Annotated in this window: 13 protein-coding genes and 1 pseudogene; 8 read left to right on the top strand and 6 right to left on the bottom strand. The window is 44.4% G+C overall.

Going from position 1 to position 18960, the window contains the following annotated elements; translation table 11 throughout:
• Nucleotides 1–62: 62 nt before the first annotated feature.
• Nucleotides 63–473 carry a Cu(I)-responsive transcriptional regulator gene (gene cueR / locus L3V43_RS21230; RefSeq protein ID WP_010369762.1) on the bottom strand — a complete coding sequence of 137 codons (411 nt, stop codon included), beginning with the start codon at nt 471–473 and terminating at the stop codon, nt 63–65.
• Between the two features lie 5 nt (nt 474–478).
• The gene (locus L3V43_RS21235; RefSeq protein WP_235368186.1) at nt 479–2857 is read right to left on the bottom strand and encodes a heavy metal translocating P-type ATPase; all 2379 of its coding nucleotides are present in this window, start codon (nt 2855–2857) and stop codon (nt 479–481) included.
• A gap of 172 nt (nt 2858–3029) precedes the next feature.
• On the opposite strand from L3V43_RS21235, the gene L3V43_RS21240 reads away from it, so the two are divergent.
• The 5 genes from L3V43_RS21240 (at nt 3030) to L3V43_RS21260 (ending at nt 10000) form a co-directional block, all read left to right on the top strand.
• Nucleotides 3030–3245, top strand: coding sequence for a heavy-metal-associated domain-containing protein (locus L3V43_RS21240; protein WP_233525271.1), 216 nt, complete (start codon nt 3030–3032; stop codon nt 3243–3245).
• A gap of 233 nt (nt 3246–3478) precedes the next feature.
• Nucleotides 3479–4504 carry a DUF4150 domain-containing protein gene (locus tag L3V43_RS21245; RefSeq protein WP_102058456.1) on the top strand — a complete coding sequence of 342 codons (1026 nt, stop codon included), beginning with the start codon at nt 3479–3481 and terminating at the stop codon, nt 4502–4504.
• Nucleotides 4501–8409: a hypothetical protein gene (locus L3V43_RS21250; RefSeq protein WP_237117353.1), complete on the top strand. Its 3909-nt coding sequence runs from the start codon at nt 4501–4503 to the stop codon at nt 8407–8409. The genes L3V43_RS21245 and L3V43_RS21250 overlap by 4 nt, the downstream gene beginning before the upstream one ends.
• 13 nt (nt 8410–8422) lie before the next feature.
• Nucleotides 8423–9364 carry a hypothetical protein gene (locus L3V43_RS21255; RefSeq protein WP_237117352.1) on the top strand — a complete coding sequence of 314 codons (942 nt, stop codon included), beginning with the start codon at nt 8423–8425 and terminating at the stop codon, nt 9362–9364.
• Between the two features lie 33 nt (nt 9365–9397).
• Nucleotides 9398–10000 carry a hypothetical protein gene (locus L3V43_RS21260; protein WP_130165878.1) on the top strand — a complete coding sequence of 201 codons (603 nt, stop codon included), beginning with the start codon at nt 9398–9400 and terminating at the stop codon, nt 9998–10000.
• A 76-nt stretch (nt 10001–10076) separates the two neighbouring features.
• Here the strand turns inward: L3V43_RS21260 and L3V43_RS21265 are convergent, their stop codons facing one another.
• The 3 genes from L3V43_RS21265 to L3V43_RS21275 all read right to left on the bottom strand — a co-directional run bounded on the left by L3V43_RS21265 (nt 10077) and on the right by L3V43_RS21275 (nt 15859).
• The gene (locus tag L3V43_RS21265; protein ID WP_235368190.1) at nt 10077–11483 is read right to left on the bottom strand and encodes a hypothetical protein; all 1407 of its coding nucleotides are present in this window, start codon (nt 11481–11483) and stop codon (nt 10077–10079) included.
• A gap of 139 nt (nt 11484–11622) precedes the next feature.
• Nucleotides 11623–12882: a metallophosphoesterase gene (locus tag L3V43_RS21270; RefSeq protein WP_237117351.1), complete on the bottom strand. Its 1260-nt coding sequence runs from the start codon at nt 12880–12882 to the stop codon at nt 11623–11625.
• A 187-nt stretch (nt 12883–13069) separates the two neighbouring features.
• Nucleotides 13070–15859, bottom strand: a complete 2790-nt coding sequence (locus tag L3V43_RS21275; protein WP_237117350.1) for a TonB-dependent receptor — start codon at nt 15857–15859, stop codon at nt 13070–13072.
• A 351-nt stretch (nt 15860–16210) separates the two neighbouring features.
• Here L3V43_RS21275 and L3V43_RS21280 point away from each other — a divergent pair, with 351 nt between their 5' ends.
• Together L3V43_RS21280 and L3V43_RS21285 are read left to right on the top strand one after the other, a co-directional pair.
• Nucleotides 16211–17119 carry a diguanylate cyclase gene (locus L3V43_RS21280; protein WP_010603654.1) on the top strand — a complete coding sequence of 303 codons (909 nt, stop codon included), beginning with the start codon at nt 16211–16213 and terminating at the stop codon, nt 17117–17119.
• Nucleotides 17119–18111, top strand: coding sequence for a helix-turn-helix domain-containing protein (locus L3V43_RS21285; protein WP_237117349.1), 993 nt, complete (start codon nt 17119–17121; stop codon nt 18109–18111). Before L3V43_RS21280 ends, L3V43_RS21285 begins: the two co-directional genes overlap by 1 nt.
• Before the next feature lie 21 nt (nt 18112–18132).
• On the opposite strand, the pseudogene L3V43_RS21290 reads toward L3V43_RS21285, so the two are convergent.
• Nucleotides 18133–18348, bottom strand: a pseudogene (locus L3V43_RS21290) (hypothetical protein).
• Nucleotides 18349–18507: 159 nt separating this feature from the next.
• Here L3V43_RS21290 and L3V43_RS21295 point away from each other — a divergent pair.
• The gene (locus L3V43_RS21295) at nt 18508–18957 is read left to right on the top strand and encodes a hypothetical protein (RefSeq protein ID WP_010603656.1); all 450 of its coding nucleotides are present in this window, start codon (nt 18508–18510) and stop codon (nt 18955–18957) included.
• Nucleotides 18958–18960: the final 3 nt, after the last annotated feature.

The following is an 18960-nucleotide window of genomic DNA, read 5'->3' on the forward strand; positions in this document are numbered from 1 at the left end:
AAAAAAGCCAGTCTTCATCATTAAAGACTGGCTTTTTAACGTTTGGCTATTCTAACCGTCGGCTACTTTAGGCTATTTTGGCAAAGCCCATCTAAAATTGGACAGTTTGCATTTTCGTCACCACTACAGTTGTCCGACAGCTGTTTCAAGGTCTCGCGCATTTGCTGAAGTTCATTGATTTTATGCTCAATCTCATTCAAATGATGCTGCGCTATCGATTTGACTTCACGGCTAGTACGGTCTGGGTTTTGTAATAAATCGAGTAAAGATTGGATCTGCGCAATAGGAAACCCCAATTTTCGTGCTTGCTTTATCACACCTAGCAATTGTAATTGTTGCGAGTCGTACAGCCGGTAACCCGCTTCACTTCGTTTGCTGCACTTTAGTAACCCGCTTGCTTCATAATGGCGGATCATCTTTGCCGAGAGCCCAGTACGCTGCGCGGCTTCGCCGATTGTGATCAGTTTTTCCATGACGTTTACTCCTTTGGTTGCCAACGTTGCAATAACAACGCATTGCTAATGACTAGTAAACTACTGGCCGCCATCGCCGCACCTGCAAAAATAGGGTTAAGGTAACCCAGTGCTGCCAATGGAATGCCAATGACATTAAAGATAAATGCCCAAAATAGATTTTGCTTGATTTTGCGATAGGTTAATTTTGCCATCGCTAAAGCAGATGCCACTAAGCTTGGCTCGCCACGCATCAGCGTCATTGCCGACGCGCTTACCGCCACTTCCGTACCGGTAGCCATTGCGATACCAAGATCAGCCTGTGCCAGCGCTGGGGCGTCATTGATCCCATCGCCGACCATTGCCACACAGTAACCTTGCTGTTGGGCATTAGCAATATACTCAGCTTTGTGCTCTGGCAGTACTTGCGCTTTATAATCGTCCAGTTCTAGCAATTTAGCATTGTACTGTGCACTACTTTGGCTGTCTCCGGTCAACATTGCAACTTTGATCCCTTGCTGCTTAAGCTGTTTGACCGCTGTAAAGGCATGAGCTTTAAGCTCGTCAGTAAAGTAAAATAGCGCCAAAAACTCGCAGCTCAGTTCACTATTTTGGCTTACTAACCAAGATAAGGAAGCACCGGGTATTTCTTCTGGTAGCGCAGGCAAAGTTAAGCCTAACTCTTGCATCCAAAAACCGCTCCCCAAATAGACTGTTTTATCTTGGTATTGTGCTTTAACGCCTCTACCCGCTACCACTTTAAAGTCGCTTACAGGGAGTAATGACAATTGCTTTTCTTGTGCTTTGTTTACCACCGCCTTGGCAAGCGGGTGTTCGCTGTATTGCTGTAACGATGCCGCCAGCTGTAACACATCGTCTTGATGATACGTAAAAGTGTGCATATTGCTAAGCTCTGGTTTGCCCACCGTAAGCGTGCCCGTTTTATCAAAAATTACCATATCGATGGCAGTTGCTTGCTCCAATGCACCTGCATCCTTTACTAAGATCCCATAACGCGCGGCAGTGCCAGTACCTGCCATAATCGCGGCAGGTGTTGCTAAACCAAGCGCACACGGGCAAGCAATAACAAGAACAGCCACCGCATTCAGAATACCCGTTGGCCAATCTCCTGTGCTGAGCCCCCATGCAAAAAATGTAATGAGCGCAATCACCAATACCGCTGGTACAAATACCGCACTCACTTTATCCACCAACGCTTGCACTGGTGCTTTCGCGCCTTGTGCTTGCTCTACCAAACGAATAATTTTGGCTAGTGTCGATTCCGCGCCAACACTGGTTGCATCCACTTCAAGCACGCCATCAAGATTCACCGAACCACCAGTAACTTTATCTGTTTGTGCTTTATAAACAGGTACGCTTTCACCGCTGATAAGCGCTTCATCTACCTGTGAGTGACCTTCAACTACAACGCCGTCAACCGGTATACGCTCACCAGGTTTGATCAGTAGTCGTTCGCCGCTTTTTACTGCCGCAGCTGGGACTTCTTGCCAACTGTTATCACGCCAGACCATAGCCGATGTTGGCCTTAAGCTTTCAAGCGCTTTAAGGGCGCTGGTTGTACGCCGCTTGGCTCGGTGTTCAAGATACTTACCTAACAGCACCAAACTCAACACGGCACTGCTGCTTTCGAAGTATAAATGTGGAGCGCCATGCTCACCGCTGAATGTCCACCACAAATACAGCGATAGGCCATACGCTGCACTGGTACCGATGGCCACCAGCAAATCCATATTCCCCGTCCCCGCTTTTATTGCTCCCCACCCGGCACGATAAAAACGCGCACCAAAATAAAACTGAACAGGTGTTGCCAGTGCCCATTGCATCCACGCCGGGAGCATCCAGTTTTGGTTAAACAACATGGCAAACATGGGTAGCACCATAGGTAAGGTGAGCGTCAGTGACGCCACTGCTGGGAACCAATCAGCGCGATAAAAGGGAGTTGCGGCCACTTGTTCGCTTAACTCATCCGAGTCAGCTTGTGGCTGTACCACAGTGTAACCGGCGTCGTTAAGCTTGGCTTCTATTTCAGCGAACGGTAATTCTGCCACTAAAGTTAAGGTTAGCTTTTCAGTCGCTAAATTGACCTCGGCTTTAATTACCTGCGGTAATGCTTGCGCCGCCTTTTCCACTCGGCTCACACAAGACGCGCAAGTCATGCCTTTAACTTGATATTGCACTTCACTGGTATTGACCTTGTAGCCAGCATCTTTAACCGCACTCACCAACGCCGATACTTCCGCACTGCCTTCAACAGACACCGCTTCCAAGGCTAAGTTAACACTGGCGCTGACAACGCCAGACACTTTCTCTAAGGCTTTCTCAACTCGGCCAACGCACGAGGCGCATGTCATGCCCGATACATTAAATTTTATTACCTTGTCCATTTCTATCTCCGCAAACGCGTTTACTCTCATTTTTGGACACTAACCCTTACCCTCATGGTAAGGTCAAATAAAATTGTTCATTCATCTAACAGAAGCTTATTGTTAAATAGTAGTTGACCTTACCATCAAGGGAAGCTTCACAGTGCAAGCACTTTAATCCACAAAGGAAATAATGATGTTAAGACTAAGAGTAGAAAAAATGGTCTGTGGTCACTGTGTAAAAGCAATCACAGAAGCAATGCAAGCGGCTGATAGCCAAGCGCAAGTGAATGTCCGCCTAGACGATAAAATCGTTGAAATTTCAAGCACCAAAGGAGAAGACGAGGTTATCGCTATTATTCGTAATGCAGGCTATAACGCAGAACTCATCAACGAAAGCTTTGCCTAACTCCCAGAACTTATCAATCCAAGTCGACCCAAACCACTTTGCATTAGTAAGGTGGTTTATCCACTCACTTCCACCTTCATTGCCACTCGCACCTGTTTTATACAGCTCACGTTAATAAACGCTCACAATAATTCACACTTTGACAAAGCGCAGACAATGCGGAAAAATTACGCCATTTGTATTAGGTGAAATCAATACAACTGCGACTAAAGGAATAATTTAAGGACAACACAATGAGCTTTATCGGCGCCGGTGCAGGCAGCGAAGCCCAGAGCGTGCAATACAATGTCGACGCGCAAACTGCCAAATTACGAACCTCAGGTTCAGCTTCTTGGCGACACAACAATCCAGCCTTACTGCCATTGAATATTAGTGCAAAGCGAAATCAAGCGCTGGGACAAGCCTACCGTATTGCGATATTTCCCGACCGTGCTGCGGGAGAGCAAGCCTTTTTAGAAGAAATCGAAAGAGCCAAATACGGCGATTTTACCTTAGGCCAAATGGTCAATGCGTTTATTCCTGACTACATCATCGACCCACCACAATGGGATGAACAAAACCAAACGGCTGTTCTACCCCATATTGAGCCAATAACGGGAATGGATGTCAATCTGCCTATTAGCGATCCACAAGCATTCTTAGACTTGGTAACCCTTAAACTGGGTTGGCAAGTAGGAACTGAGAGTGATGTTGCCAGAGATTTTGAAGCCGAAGCCAGACAAGCAGCTATCGTTTCAAATACCAATGTTCTCATTAACGGTAGAACCGCTGTGCATAGTGGCAGCGGCGGTGTGTTAAGCACAGTAGACGTATGTTTGACTAAGATAGGCAAAGTGGTTGTGCCTATTCCTTATAGCAACATCGCCCGCTCATCAGACGCCGCAAGCGTTGCCAGCTCAGTAAAAATTCAAGGTAACGGTGCAGCCAATATCAAGTCTAACTTTTCAAAAAGTACGGGAGACCAGCCCGGTAATAAAAAAGGTATCGCTAGTCGAACATTGGGTAAAAAAGCAGAGTTTCTGCAAGGCAGCTTTGATGTTTACATCGAGGGAAAACCGGCGGTTAGACAGGGAGATTTAATGGTATCTAATAATAAAAATACGCCCCCCGCACCATTAAACCAACCCGGTGGTGCCACTCCTGCAGGCCTTGATGTAGTAATTGGCGCAGAACCACTAAGCCAAGACGGTACGAATAAGATCAATATAAAAGTGTCGGGCAGTAGTAAACCAAGCGATGAAGAGGTGAAGATAGGATGAGCCACACTTTACCAACCAAAACCAATGCTAACGGTAATTTTAGAGAACTTGTTTTTGAGGGTTATGCAAGCGACAAAGAAGTGGTCTCTTTGATGCTCAAAGACACCTCGGTTGATGGCACAAAAGAAGGCTATTATAAGGTCCCCCTTTACACTTCAAACACGGTAGATCAACAAAGCAGCGATGCCGACATTGAGCTGGTTCACATTTATCCATTTTTATACGACACGCCAGAACAACAACTACAATCGGCCTCTCCGGTAACCAGCGGATTTATCTATATTTATGTCGATGGCTATTTATGGCGTGAACTACAAGTTATCGAACCTGAAGACTTTGACGCTCCGGCGCTATTCTCAGATGTAAATTTGTATTGGCAAAAAGGCTTTTTAAGTTGGAAAAAGTCGGCCAATAAGCCAAACACTCGACCGCAAGGCACGCGTGCAGCAACCTGTAAGCCAACCAGCAGTATTCTCGTTCCGCATAAACTAAATGGTAACGAAGTAAGCGTAGAAATCGCGTGGTCCGAAGTGCAGTGGTCGTGGGAACAAATCTTGTTGTTTGGCGGTTTTAATGAGCAGGATCCACGCTTAAATACCGGCACACCACTCGCTGACGAAGAAAGACATTGCCCCGCCCCAGGAGATGCAACAGCGCTCAGAGCACAGCGCATGACGAAGCTGGATAACTTAGGGCAATTTGCCACAGGCTATAACGACCAAGGCAAAGTAGTTAACACCCCGACACTTCATCAAAAGCTGCACCTTCCAGAGCGCGATAAAATCGCCCAAGTGCCGATTTTTGACGGGATCCATGTGGCTCGATATTTCATCTCACAAATTCAAGATCTCACCACGGATATTCAGCATTTACTCAACAAATTATCAGGGTTAGATAGTGCAACCGGTGAAATTGATCTGCAACAACAAGCTAAGTATGAACTCGCCAGCTTTATGGTGCAGGTTTTTTACCATCAAGCCGATTCGATTTTAGATAAAGACATTGAAATTCAAGGCAGTGGAGAGACTCTTGTAGAATCTGATGAAGATGCGGTCGACTTTGCCAATAAATTAAAGGACTGGCGCACTTCTCATTTAGAGGAAGATAAGTTCTTTAAGTTTTTGGAAGAAAAGGCCTTCCAAAAACTTGCTCGTCGCATTGCAGAAATCTCTGACGAGCTAGTCGAGTTCTTAAATCAAGAATCTCTTAGTGCAGGTTTTACTGAGTGCTTTAAAGACTATGCCTACCAATCAGATCTGAGGTTCTTTGAAGCATACGACTTAGTCACCGATGTATTTCTCGCGTTAAAGCCTCACCCAGCCGCACCGCTTGCACACCTTAATACAGACAAAGAGTTTTGGCATGAGTTAAGTTCAGGCTATCAGGGGCAAGATTTTATCCTGCAATGTCTGGGTCAACACCCGACAAAACCAGCTAAGCAAATCACCCAATTTTTGTTTCCAAAGCCCACAGGCGACAAACTACACGACTACGAAAAGGCGGAATATGATCGCTTTGCATTGCCTTTAACTAGCGCCAAAATACAAAAGATCCATGCTCAAGAAGCCATTTTGCCACAAGAAGAGAGTGAGCAAATGGGGCGCCGCCTCTCCCAAGTGATTATGGGTTTAGCAGGCAGTTTATTCGAAATTCCAGAGGCCGCTTATAACCTCTCTACACATCCGGGTACGCTTGGGGAACAAAAGGCCCAAACTCGAGAGGCAATGGATGCAACACAACATGAGATAGCGCAGTCAGAACAAGCCCTTATCAACGCTGAAAGAGAAAAAGCAAAAGCATTTAAAGAGTTACAAGAAAAGCGTGCTGAATATGAGTATAAGAAGAGTGTGCTTGAAAACTTAACAGAGCAAGAACATGGAATGAGCAGAGCGCAGCTTGATCAACAATTAGAACTGGAACGTGCGCGTCTACGAGAGTTAGAGGCTAAATTTGCTAAAGCAAAAGTTGCCGTCAGTCGTTCTAGAAAACAGGTCAACTCTTTTGTGAAGGTAAACAATGCTTGGAAGAAATATCCGTTTGCAAAACTCATTGATGCAAAAGCAGATGTGCTGCAACCTTTGATGCGCTTGGTCGATATCTCAGCACCTGGGTATTTAGTTGAAGTGGAAATGAGAGTGCAAGATTACCTCAACGGGGACTTTCCTGAAGGGTATATGCCACTTGATCCTCAGTCTCGAAAGTTGGCTGCAGAAAAGCAAATTAAAGAACTCAACCAAATTATTCGCAGCAGTAATAAACGCAAAATAGACGTTGGATATAGAGGCTCTAAGCTCAAACTATCGTTAGAAGACGTACTTAATTTAAACAAACGACTTGAATTTCTAACCCAGTCTCTCAATCAAGCGGAAACCATCACAACGATTGAAAGCAAAAACAAATCCATTGCATATTTGATAAAAATTACTGGTGCTGATGTCTCAGCCAAGTCAGTAGAATCAACAGCCCAAGCAATATATGATACGGCGGTAGAAGAGGCAAAACAGTATGCAACAGAGTTAGATAATCAACATGCAACACTTAAAAAGTTATCTGATAGGCTCGCAAACTTACAAAAATGGCAAAATGCGGCTGTGACCGAGTCTGTATCTGGGCAGTCATTAAAGGGAGGAATGGCGGGTATACTCGGTATTGTATATATCTTTGAAGTCGCTAACTTTCGACAAGCCTTTTTGAATTGGGATATGAGTGGAGATAGAAAACTCGTTGACTTCATGGGTAGTATTGCTGATCTAGCAGCGATTCATTTCTCTACTCTCTCAATGGTCACAGAGATGAAAGTTGGGTTACCTAGCCTGCGCCAATATCAAAAATTTCAACAGTACAAAATGGCTAAAGGAAATCTCAGCGCCGTTCGTAAGTTTGGTCCTGAGTTTGCGAAAAAAGCAAACATCATTACATGGACAGCTAGATTAAACCTCTTAGCATCTGCATATAGTGCCGGATTGTCAGGCTTTGATGCCTATTACGCGTTTAAACGCGGTGACTCTGGTGGCGCTGCAGGCCTCAGTATTGCAACAGCAGGCTTTGTCGCGCTAGCAGTTGAAACCGCGCCAACCATACTTGCCACGATCACCAGAGGCGTTATTTTAAGCCCCATGAGTAAACTGGGCTATGTAGGACTCATTCTGGTATTACTTGGATATGGTATTTATTATCTATTACGCGATGAACCGCTGGAAGCCTGGATTAAAGCTTGCCCGTGGGGCAGTGACGCATATGGGGGTGGCGAGCGTGATTGGTTTGGTGATAACCCCTATTACTGCTGGAAGACAAACCCTGAATATGCACTTCATAGTCTCTATGATCAGTTATTTTCTCCACAAATAGTTAGCGACGTATCTGTTGTACAATTACACACACCTTCTCGGATATATGACAAGGTAACCTCCAAAGGCAAGTTCCAAGTTGCAAAGTTTAATGTGCAAATACCAGGTCATATTCCAGAATCAGAGCTTGGTTACTTAGACATTCAGCTGGACATTCGCCCACTATTAGCTGGAAAACCTTGGAGCTCATTAATTGCTGTCGCACCCACAGGACAAGCTCAAACGGCGTTGGATTACTTTTGGCAAAATACCAATATCTTCGTTAATTCTAGTTTAACGGGTTTAATTATTGAATTTGAAGAAAGTGCTCTTTATCCCTATTTTGATAAATTCAATCATTCTAAAATTCAAATTAGAATGCGGTGTCGAAAATATCCTAGAGGTAAAGGAGCAACAATATACTCAGGTTCATCTCAAGAGTTAAAGTTACCTGCGTCAGAAAGAGACGAAGAAGGAAAGATAGATAAGCCAGATCTTTGGGCTGAGCAAGTCATTAACGTCGAAATCGAAGATTATGGCATGAGCCCTGCTGGTGTGTTGCAGCGACTCCTAAATTAACTAAAGGCTACCCATGAGAGACAAGTTAAAATCCAATCAATCAGTTCTCGCTTTTATAGCTATTTTGGTAAAAACAATTGTTGAAAAGGTGATGGAAACTGAGGGTAAAAAGGAGACACAAACGTTAACTCCTTCGGTGCCTGTAAATAAGGTAGTGCATGATCGGCCAATAGAAGAAACACCGCTACTAAAAATAGAGGACTCGATACCACGAGACTTTAACATTAGTAAAGGCATGCAAAAAGTGGCTGTAAATAGTAAAGCAGACTTTGTCTTGCAAGATAATAACGTGCTCTCATCGAACCTACGTATCGCATTAGGCGGAGCTGACTTTGCGCGAGCAGGGAAACTTGCGAATATCGTTTTTGCTTATATGGCCTCAATATTTGCGCTTGTTTGTCTCCCCGTATATCTGAAAGAGTCTGAGCCTCATATCCTTTACCTTATGATTGGGTTAGTGGCGTTTGCAAGCTTCGTTTTTTATCGAGTTCACAGAATTAAACACCATACATCTGAGATACTACGGGTCGACTTCTTCCGAAATACTGGCCTTGTCACATTTCCCATTGGCAATAACGAAGGGAGTTTCTCGTTAACACTTGATGAAGTTGAACTGTATATTGTAAAGGTCTCCTCGGGGAAAGGTGTGAGGCATAACTTGGCGTTTTTAGCACCACTTCGATACCCAAAAACACTTAAGCGCCAGACACTTTATTCAACCGATTGGGAGCCAAAGGATATGGACAGCAGCGTGCAGCTGTGGAGTGAAATCCACCGTTTTATGGATACCACTCAGCCCATACCAAGTTCGTTTTATAAAGGTTGGCAAGAAACGATAGAAAGCCCCTATCTTGACCACCAAGACCATATTCAAATATTAGGCGAAGATTTAGTAAAACAAGCCCCCTTTTATGACCTAAAAAATAACCGCCCACTAGATAAAGAGTTTTGGTAATACTCGAATTAATCTCTATGACAAGGAGTTTTTGTGACAATAAATAAGTTAATTAAGAAATGCGTTGAGCATATTCTAGATGAAGGAACGCCCACTCGTGCAATCAGTGATGTGAGTGTGCAAAATCAACAACCCAAATATGGTCAAGCTTATCAACAACAGCCGCAACAAGTAATACGGAATGGTCAGCAAGTTACGATGACAAGATCTCAAGTTTCAACAAAGCGAGAGCCCAACCCAGTCGCTGAATTTTTGATTAAAGCCATTGTTATTTTGATAGGCATCTTTGCAGTTGGTGCTTTATGTTTCGATGCATATTATTTAAATAAACGAGGCGACAATGCAGCAGTCGGCTTAATGATGGCAGCCGTTGGTGTGATGTATGGGTATCACTTTATTATGGCAAAGCTTAGCGATTACACTCAGCTTGTAAAGACATCCCGTTTTGTAGGATGGGGCTTAAATGTAGCAGGTACGTTTTATAGCCTATTTATCTTTGCTGATTTGCTGTCTGACTTTCGCGGGCACTCAGAGGATCAAGTAGCCCTTATCATGGCGTTCATCAATATCGTTTTTATAGGACTTTTGTTCTTTCTAATGCAAAAGATAAAGCAACCCACAAAGCAAATTGATTAAACTCCTTGAAGTAATAAGCCACCGCTAAAATCGGTGGCTTATTATTTTGAGCCTGTGCGCATTCAGGAACCCTGATTTACTGACTCTTTTGCATTAACTTTAAATAGTTGTTGTAAATATGGCTTACTTGCATCGTTGATTTACCTGCACTAATACCATGGCAGCTAAAGCAGTTAGCTGGTTTAATTTGTGGCTCGGTGCCAGTGACATCGCTGAAAGTTTGGGTATAAGTTTCCATAGTGATATTGGCAACCGCCAATGAGCCGCGTAACGCCTCGTTGGCTCCCTTACCCACAATATCGCCACTAATGCCATTTGCAAAATCGTAATCTTGCGTGCTCAGCCAGATTGATCCGGAGTAAAAGTAGTTACTCCAAACGGGATTCTTTTGTTCCAGTTTTACATTCACTAAGCTATTTAGTTCAGTAATATTATTGAAGTTAGTTTCATCTTGAGCTTGTTGTGTCTGACTCCCCACCAGCTCAGGGTTATTACCCGCTATATATGGATTGCCGTTTGGCACGCCGTATTGATATAACCGAAACGTGTTGGTCGTAGTTTCAGAAGCTGGATACGTTAAATGTGCATTTTGCACTTCTGTGCCGCCCCGATAAAATAGCAGATCGTGACTATTACTCACTACTTTATCTTGCTGTAAGTAAGCCGTGCTTTTCTTAAACTTTCCCTCAGAGCTGTAGTAATCTGGTGCACTCAATTTATGCTCGAACGTCGCCCAAATAAACTCTGGGTGATTTTCAACCACACCGACAACATGCATGCCAACGAGCGCCACTTCTCCCGTACCGCTATATTTATTGTCTTTTTGGTAAACCGCTTTACGAATATAAAAATGCTCAGCTAAATCAAGCTTTGGATAGACTTGCTGCAGCGCTTTGACATCCATCCAAGCAACCTTTAACTCAACCGACCCCACAGCAAATTCAGCTTTGCTATCTGCTTTAGGGTGGGAGGTTGCTGACTTCATATAAGTATCGTTAACGTGGATCGAATAATGTACGGGCGTCCCACCAAACTTGCTGTAAATAACGCCATCTGATCCAGCTTGATTTATATCTTCAAGGATCAACACATTTGCGGGGCGAAGTCCGGTTGGATTTAATAAATCATTCCAAGGGGCAAAATAAGGTTTTAGCGCATTATCAACCTGCCAAAACCCAGAACCAAACATCAACAAGCCACCAGGAGCACGCTTGTCAGGCTGCGTTAAATAGAGAAACTTATTCCACGACCACTGATGAAAATCGCAGTTTGTCGAAAGATCTTTACCATCTTTAAATGCAAACGGACTATTTGCACCTTCAGGAGGATTTGGCACAGGGCTGCCAAACCAATCGTTATTCGGTTTACAAGAAGTATCATTCGAGTAAGCAAGCGCACTTGGCGCAGCCAATGTACTTGTAGCAAGCAATAATGATATTCCAAGTAGTTGAAGTTTAGTGCGTGTAATTGATGACGGTAGCATGATGCTTTCCTTAAGATGTAAAACTCCTGTTAAATCTAGTTCATCAAAACGGAAGTTATCAATTACACAGCATTACATTTAATCTGTATTTCACCCTTTTTAAATGCTTAAAACCGCATGTTTATCGCCTGCTGATCCGTTACTTACTGCGGTGAGCGAAGCTAAAGCTTTGCTCTGGCACCAGCTGACCGCTTAAATCGTTTGGCGTTGAGTAAAACGACACATTTAACATGTCTTTTTGGTTGTCTAATTCGATATGCGCAAAGCCCCAAGTAAAAGCTTTATTCCAGACTAGCTCGTACTCTGGGTAACGCTTTTCTTGATAGTTAGCAAGCGGTGTATGCGTGCCGCGCATTTTTGATGCGGCGCCGCTGATAATAAGTGGTAAATTAGGCTTTGTGTTTCCAGGGAGTACACGTGAGCAGTCGTCCGTTAACAGTTCCAAATCATGCTCATGGCCTGCGATATATGCATCTGCATACTCACATAGTTCGGGTAAGATTAAGCGGCGTAATACATGAGCTTCGTCATATTTGGTGCCACCAATAGACCAAAGTACATGGTGTCCATATACAATTTTCCATTTTGCGGTTGAGTTTTTAAGCCCATTTGCAAGCCAAGCCAATTGCCTGTGATCTTCCCCATTTACAGGTTGCTCGTGCTTCTCAATGTCTTCTACTTCAGCTTGTCCGCTTGCCAGTGCACTCGCCAGTCCCTGTTCACTACCGTCCGGTTTTAGTGGAATTTCGTAATAATGCTGGCCAGAGAGCAACATATTGGTATCAAGTACAAAAAACTCGACATTATTGCCTGTCTCACCAAAGGTGTAGCTGTAATAACCTTTGCCATCCATGTGAAAATTAGCTTGCTTAGCCATCCACTCGGTCTGTAATTTCACGCCGCGACGAGACGTCTTCCAATCGTGGTTGCCTAATGCTGAGTACACGACCAACTCTGGGTTTTGAATAAGGAGCGGCTTTAGCGGCCCTAAAATCAAGTCATCCATACGCTTTTGGTCGTCCTTGCCATCGTTAGCCGCCGCTCCATCAGGATAGATATTATCACCAAGCTGAATAGCAAAGTCGCATGGCTTTTTCTCACACAAAGAGGCCATTGCCTGTCCAACCACCAACGCACCGGTTTCCTCCGTTGCGGTTTCGGTTCCCGGATAAACATAGATAGGCGCATGATTAAACTCTTCGAGCGGGCGATGCTCTTCTAACCAATCCGCCTTTTCAGCAGCAATAAACTCGGCCTTATTTTTAGGCGATTTAATGTGCTTTGTTTTTGGATAATCTGGGTGATAGCCACCATCTCCAAAGGCCAGAAAGTTAATATTTTCTGCGGCTTGCGCTGTGCTACTAAGCGTGAATAGTAATGCTATTGATGTTATTTTCATTGTTACCGACACAGTGTTACCACTGCATCCTCCTGCATATAAATAAGGTGGAAATAAGGTGGGTGTCCTTTTAATATCTTTTAATATCCTTTTAATACATCCTATACCTAAGACCCTAGATCGATACGGTGGCTGTCCTTTTAATAATCCTTTTGCTTTTACAAGGACACCCACCTCTACTTCTCTCTTAGAAAGACGTTACCGTTACTCCAAGCTCAAATGAACGACCATAGGTTTCGTATTGGTAGTTGTAACGAGTGTCGCCTTGATAAATACTCATCGGCTCGTCGGTTAAATTGATCGCGTTGAAATACAGCTGAGTTTGCTCGGTATAAAAGTACTTCATGCTGAAATCGAGTTGCAGATGGTCGTCTTGGAAAACGCGCTGCTTGTTCTCTTCAAACAAAAAGCTTTTGCTCTTGTACGACGCACTCAACCTTGCGCTTATTTGGCTATTTTCATAACCAAACATTAGGTTGCCCACGGTGTCGGATTGGTTTGGTAGATTGTCATCAGCATCAATAAATGTACCATTAGCTGAGAGCATCAAACCATTTTTAAAGTTATTCGTGTACGCAAGTTCTACCCCTGTTAGTTCAGCGGCGCCGCCATTAACACTTTGAATAACTTCTTTATAGCCTTGCCACTGACCGTTATCTTGCACCTCGGCTTTGGCAATAAAATTATCGATGTTTTTGTGAAAAACGCCCGCAGATAACACGCCAATCGCACCGGGGTAATATTCTACCGAGAAGTCATAGTTTGTTGACTTGTATGGGTCTAAGTCTGGGTTTCCGACTTCGGCTTTACGCTCAATTTCAATTTCGCCATCATCTTCGGTGGTCTCTGTTTCTATGATTTGAAATGCTGCTGCATCTTCAAAGCTTGGACGCGCAAGAGTTTGTGTATAGGCAAAACGGGTGATCAGCTTATCGCTGATTTCATAGCGTAATGTTAAATTTGGTAATAAATGGTCGTAGCTATCTTCAACTTGCCATTGGTTGATCTCGACGCGCTCAACGTCATTCACTTCATCATTAATGAGTTCAACACGATTACCACTCGTTGCATAATCTGTGTCTTCGTATCTAAAGCCTGCAATAACATTGAGTTTATCAATGTCGACCGTCAGCATGGCGTAGAGCGCGGTGACGGTTTCTTCACTGGTGTATGAGCGACCTTGTGTTTCAATGTCAGTTTCAAGCTGGTTTAGCTCAAGGGCACTGCGATTACTGTAGAAGTAGTCGCGGATCTGGCCGCGACTTAAACCCGGACCAAAGGCCCCAAGCTCATACTCAGGCTCATTGGCGGCAAAGTCTTTCGCCGTTAGATCATCAAAGCCGCCGTCATATAGCTTGGCGTCAACGCGGTTAAACTTTTCACGGTCGGCATATTTACCACCAAATTTAATTTGCGCATTGTGACCAAGTAAAGTGAAGTCTTTAGTTAAATCCAGTCTAAAGCTAGTATTTTCATCTTCACTTAGGTTGTTCTCCCAGACAATTTCATCGATTTCAAAATTGCTAAGTTGCTGAGAAGCTTCATCCGCTGCAAGCGTGGGTGTCTTACCATCCAGTACATACCCTAGCGCAAAGTCTTCTCCAGCAAATGAGGTATCCAAGCGATTTGGCTCGCTTTCATCTGATTTCGAGTAGCCAATACTGTATTCAATAAACCAATCCTGCACTAAGTTTTCGCCGCCCAAAACCACAGATAAAATGCTTTGCTCTTCATATCTGTCTTTGGTATCTCTATCCATTTCTGCACCTGAGAAATAGGCCGCATTTTGGCTTAGCTCATCGGCAAATACATCGCCTTTGTCAAACTTGTACTCATTGCGTTGACGAAATTCATCGTCAGAAAACTTGCTGTAGAGCGTGCGTAAGTAGTATTTGTTAAACCCTTTGTGATGCACATCAAGATTCAGTGCCGCCCCTAAACGCTCTCGCGTAATACGATAGTGGCGCAGCTCCATTTCCTCCGCACCAAAAAAGCTCACTTCTTCTTCTGAGTTCACATCGTCCATTTCTAGTTCCATCCAGCCGCCATCGGTTTCCATATTATGAGAACCAAACTCACGCTCAAACCAAGATACCGCCGTTGCAACCCCAACTTCCAACTCTTTGCCTGCGGCATAAATATCGGTGAAGCTAAACGACGCTTTTGGACTGGTCTCGCTCACCTGTTCATTGTGTGACGCTTGTAACGTCACGCTGTAGCTCTGCCCTTCTCGGTCAAAAGCACTGAGGCTTTTTACTTCGATGCTACCACCCACCGCTGATGCGTCCATATCCGGTGTGACCGTTTTGCTCACCTCTAGGCTTTGCACTAACTCACTTGGGATGACATCCATCGCCACCGAGCGCACGCCGGCTTCAGGAGAAGGTACATTTGCACCATTGATGGTGACGTTGTTGAGATTTGGGTCGATCCCACGAATTGCCACAAAACGGCCTTCACCTTGATCTCGTTGAATAGAAAGTCCAGGCAGACGTTGCAGTGCTTCTGCTGCGTTTTGATCCGGCAACTGACCGATGGAATCCGCGCTGACGATCGACTTAAGTGACAGAGCATTTTTTTGTCGGTTTAATGCACCTGCTTGTCCAGCTCTTTGCCCTACAACAATAATATCGTCCATTTGGCCCGTTTGAGAACCAAGCTGTACTTGAACATCGGTGACTTGGTTATCAGTAATTGTGATGCTTTTAGTCACGGTTTCAGCGCCAAGATAACTTATCTCAAGCGTATAATTACCCGCTGGGACATTCGTTGCGGTAAAGCGACCATCTCGCTCAGAGATAAGGGTTCTGTCTAATTCTTTGATCACCACTTTAGCCCCTTGAAAGTGGCTCTTTTTCGATACGGAACTGACTTGCCCTGTTAGGGTGTTAGCATTTGCAGCTGAGCTTAACGTCAGTCCAGCGCAGATCATCGCAACGGCAGAAAGTGTAAAGCTAGTCGGTAGATTTTTTTTCATTATTTGCTCGCACAGGTTGAGTAGAATTTTAGCGCCCCGCTAAAACGTCGCGGCTACCCTAGTGCGAAAACGTGACGCTTTTATTTCACTTGAGTGCGCTGCAGCCTATAACAGGGCGTTTATGCCAGCCGAACGCGTAAATTTGAGCCGATATGACCCCCCCAGCCCTTAGAATTTTGGCAACGATATTTAACCTGAACTCTGAATAACAATCGGTTTGCTAGCTGCTGTTATGCAAAAATGTTGCGGTTTTTGTCATAAAAACATCGCCTTTACTGAGCTAAATTGACCCTATCAGCACCAAGCGCAAGTTTTTACTATATCGCTTTAAATTTTGACTAGACGACAAACATGAAACTTCAGCCTTTTTTACTGCATCAATCGCGGTGGTTGCTACTGGTGGTACTTACACTGGTTGCCATTACCATCACAGCCTATACCTCTGTATTGCGACCACTGTCGGACGTCAATTGGCTCGATAGCGTTGGTGAAGGTGGCCTCACGCTGATGACACTGATTTGGATAGCGGTGACCTTGCTCACTCGACCAAAAGGACTCGTCACTAACCTACTGTTTGCAGGGTTGAGTGCCATGTATGTTTCTATGCTGTGGGATTTTTTAGATGAGATGGTGGTGTTCACGCCCCATTATTTAACCAGTTTTGAAGCGATCCCTGCTTGCTTTGGCATGGTGCTGATGAGTATTTCAGCCTATTACTGGTATAAAGAACAAAGCATATTCAATCAAACCTTGATGAAAAAAGAGCGTTTTTATCGTGACCACAGCATGACCGACTTTGTCACCGGCCTCTACAGCGTAGAGTATATGCAAAATCAAGTTCGCCACGAACAATCTCGCCTTGCCAATGGCAATAGCCCATTTTGCTTAACGCTATTCGATATATGTGATTTTGCCGCTTACGCTCGCCAGCATGGTATGCAAAAAAGTAATCAGTTACTACGCGATATTGCCGATATGCTCTCTTTAAGCATGCGAGAGAGTGATCTGCTATGTCGCTTTGCAGCGGATAAATTTGTGGTCGTTCACCCACACAGCAACCATGTCCAGGCCCAAGCTTTTGCCAATCGTGCGGCCGAATTTATCGCTCGCCATGCCAACTATGATGATGGTGAAAACCAGCCGCAATATAGTGCAGTGAGATGGAGCTGTATCGAAGTTAATGACAAACACTGTGAATTTGAATCTCTGATAGCAGCGCTTGTGAACGAGCTGAATCAGGCCAAGGTAGCTGCGGCTTAATGTCCTACTTTGAGTGCCAAACAAAACAGCTTGCGAGTCGCTATTTTGCACTCCCTTTAGTGGAGTTGGCTTCCCAGCGCGGTGTACATGCAGACGTCATTTTGAAAGGCAGTAAGTTGTTTTATACCGATCTGCACGCTAACCCAACCTTCATTAGTTATGAGCAGTTTGAAACAATAGTAAGCAACCTTGTCAGTCAGGCGAGCTGTCAGGAAGTCAGTTTTATTTACGGCCAATACCTACTTAATACGCTAATCAGTCACCATGCCGAGCTGTTATTTAATTGCCACAACATACAACAATTGCTCAAAGTTCTACTGCTTAAAGGTTTGGATATACTGCCTTTTTACCACATTAGAAAACTCCAGACAGAAACAAGCTGCCATTTACTGTTTTCACCCGCCATTGCAGAAGGTAAGCCTGCGGTCACGCGATTTTTATGTGAAACAATGGCAAGCCTTTGTTGTGGCTACCTTAAGTGGCGCAGCCCAGAAACCACATTAACATTGCAGTTTCCGTATACAAAGCCAAAACAAGTCGCGCAATACCTGAGCCATATACACCTAGCTTACAGCTTTGATCACAGTGATTTTGCCGTTGTAATGAGTAACCAAGCTTTAGCTCAGCAACAAATTGGCACTTTTCCTTATTTAGTGGCTCGGCAGTTAAAAGCCTTGCCCTCACCACAGCGTGGATTTCTCGCCCAGCTGCACCGCTTACAGTTAAAATATCCTAAATATCATAGTGAGCAAATCGCCGAAATGATGGGCATGAGCGCTGCAACTTTTAAACGCAAACTCAAGCTGCATCAGACTACTTTTATTAACGAAAAAGACAGACTGCATCGTCAACAAGCCATGTTTTATGTGACTGAGCAAGGCTATTCCAATGAACAAATTGCAACCGCTTTACAGTTTAGCGACATCACTAATTTTCGCCGTGCATTTAAGCGATGGACGGGATTAACGCCTTCCTATTTTCGTAAGATTTAACTTTATCCCCCATTTTTTCTTCTACACTGAAATGGATCTTGCGGTTACTAGGTCTTTTATAACGTGACTGCGTTTCGATAATCCCAGGGGCTGCTTACCTTTGCTGTTTGATTTTTGTTCTCCTGAGTGAGTTTTGATCGCGGCGCTCGACTTGCCGCATAGTGGGCTAAGCTAAAGTTGAGCAACAAAGAACGAAGCACACTCAGGTGAACCCGAAGGGCAGCGCTTGATTGGCATTTCTACTGTGTTATCGCCAGACTTACATAGAACAACTATGCTACGCTGGCTCTGCCTTGTATAAATGGCAATCAAACTGCTGCAAAAACAAACTTGAAAGATAAGCAGCCCCTTGGCCGAAGCTAAGCACGTTAATAGATAACAAAGAGGATTAAAAACATGAAAGCATTAACGGGCGCTGCAATGGCGATGATGGTAGCGGGTTTGGTCGGTTGTAATAGCACAGAGAACAATTCTACAAGCGCACAAGCTGCGACAGCTGAAACAGATTTAGTGCATTGTTATGATGTCAATGTTTGTGGTGGACATAACGATTGTAAAACAGCGAGTAATGCCTGCTCAGGACAAGCTTCTTGCAAAGGCACTGGCTTTGTTGCCATGCCGAGCAAAGCGTGTAGTGATGTCGGTGGCAATCAAAAAGACACTTGGGTTGGCAGTGTCGCAAAGGCCGACCTTGTGCACTGCCACGATGTCAACGTTTGCGGAGGCCATAACGATTGTAAAACCGCAAGTAATGCTTGTGCGGGACACGCTTCTTGCAAAGGGACTGGATTTGTCAGCATGCCAGCAAAGGCCTGTGCTGACATTGGTGGCAAAGCAGAAAGCTAATAA

The organism is Pseudoalteromonas sp. L23 (genome assembly GCF_021728455.1).
Lineage (GTDB): Bacteria > Pseudomonadota > Gammaproteobacteria > Enterobacterales > Alteromonadaceae > Pseudoalteromonas.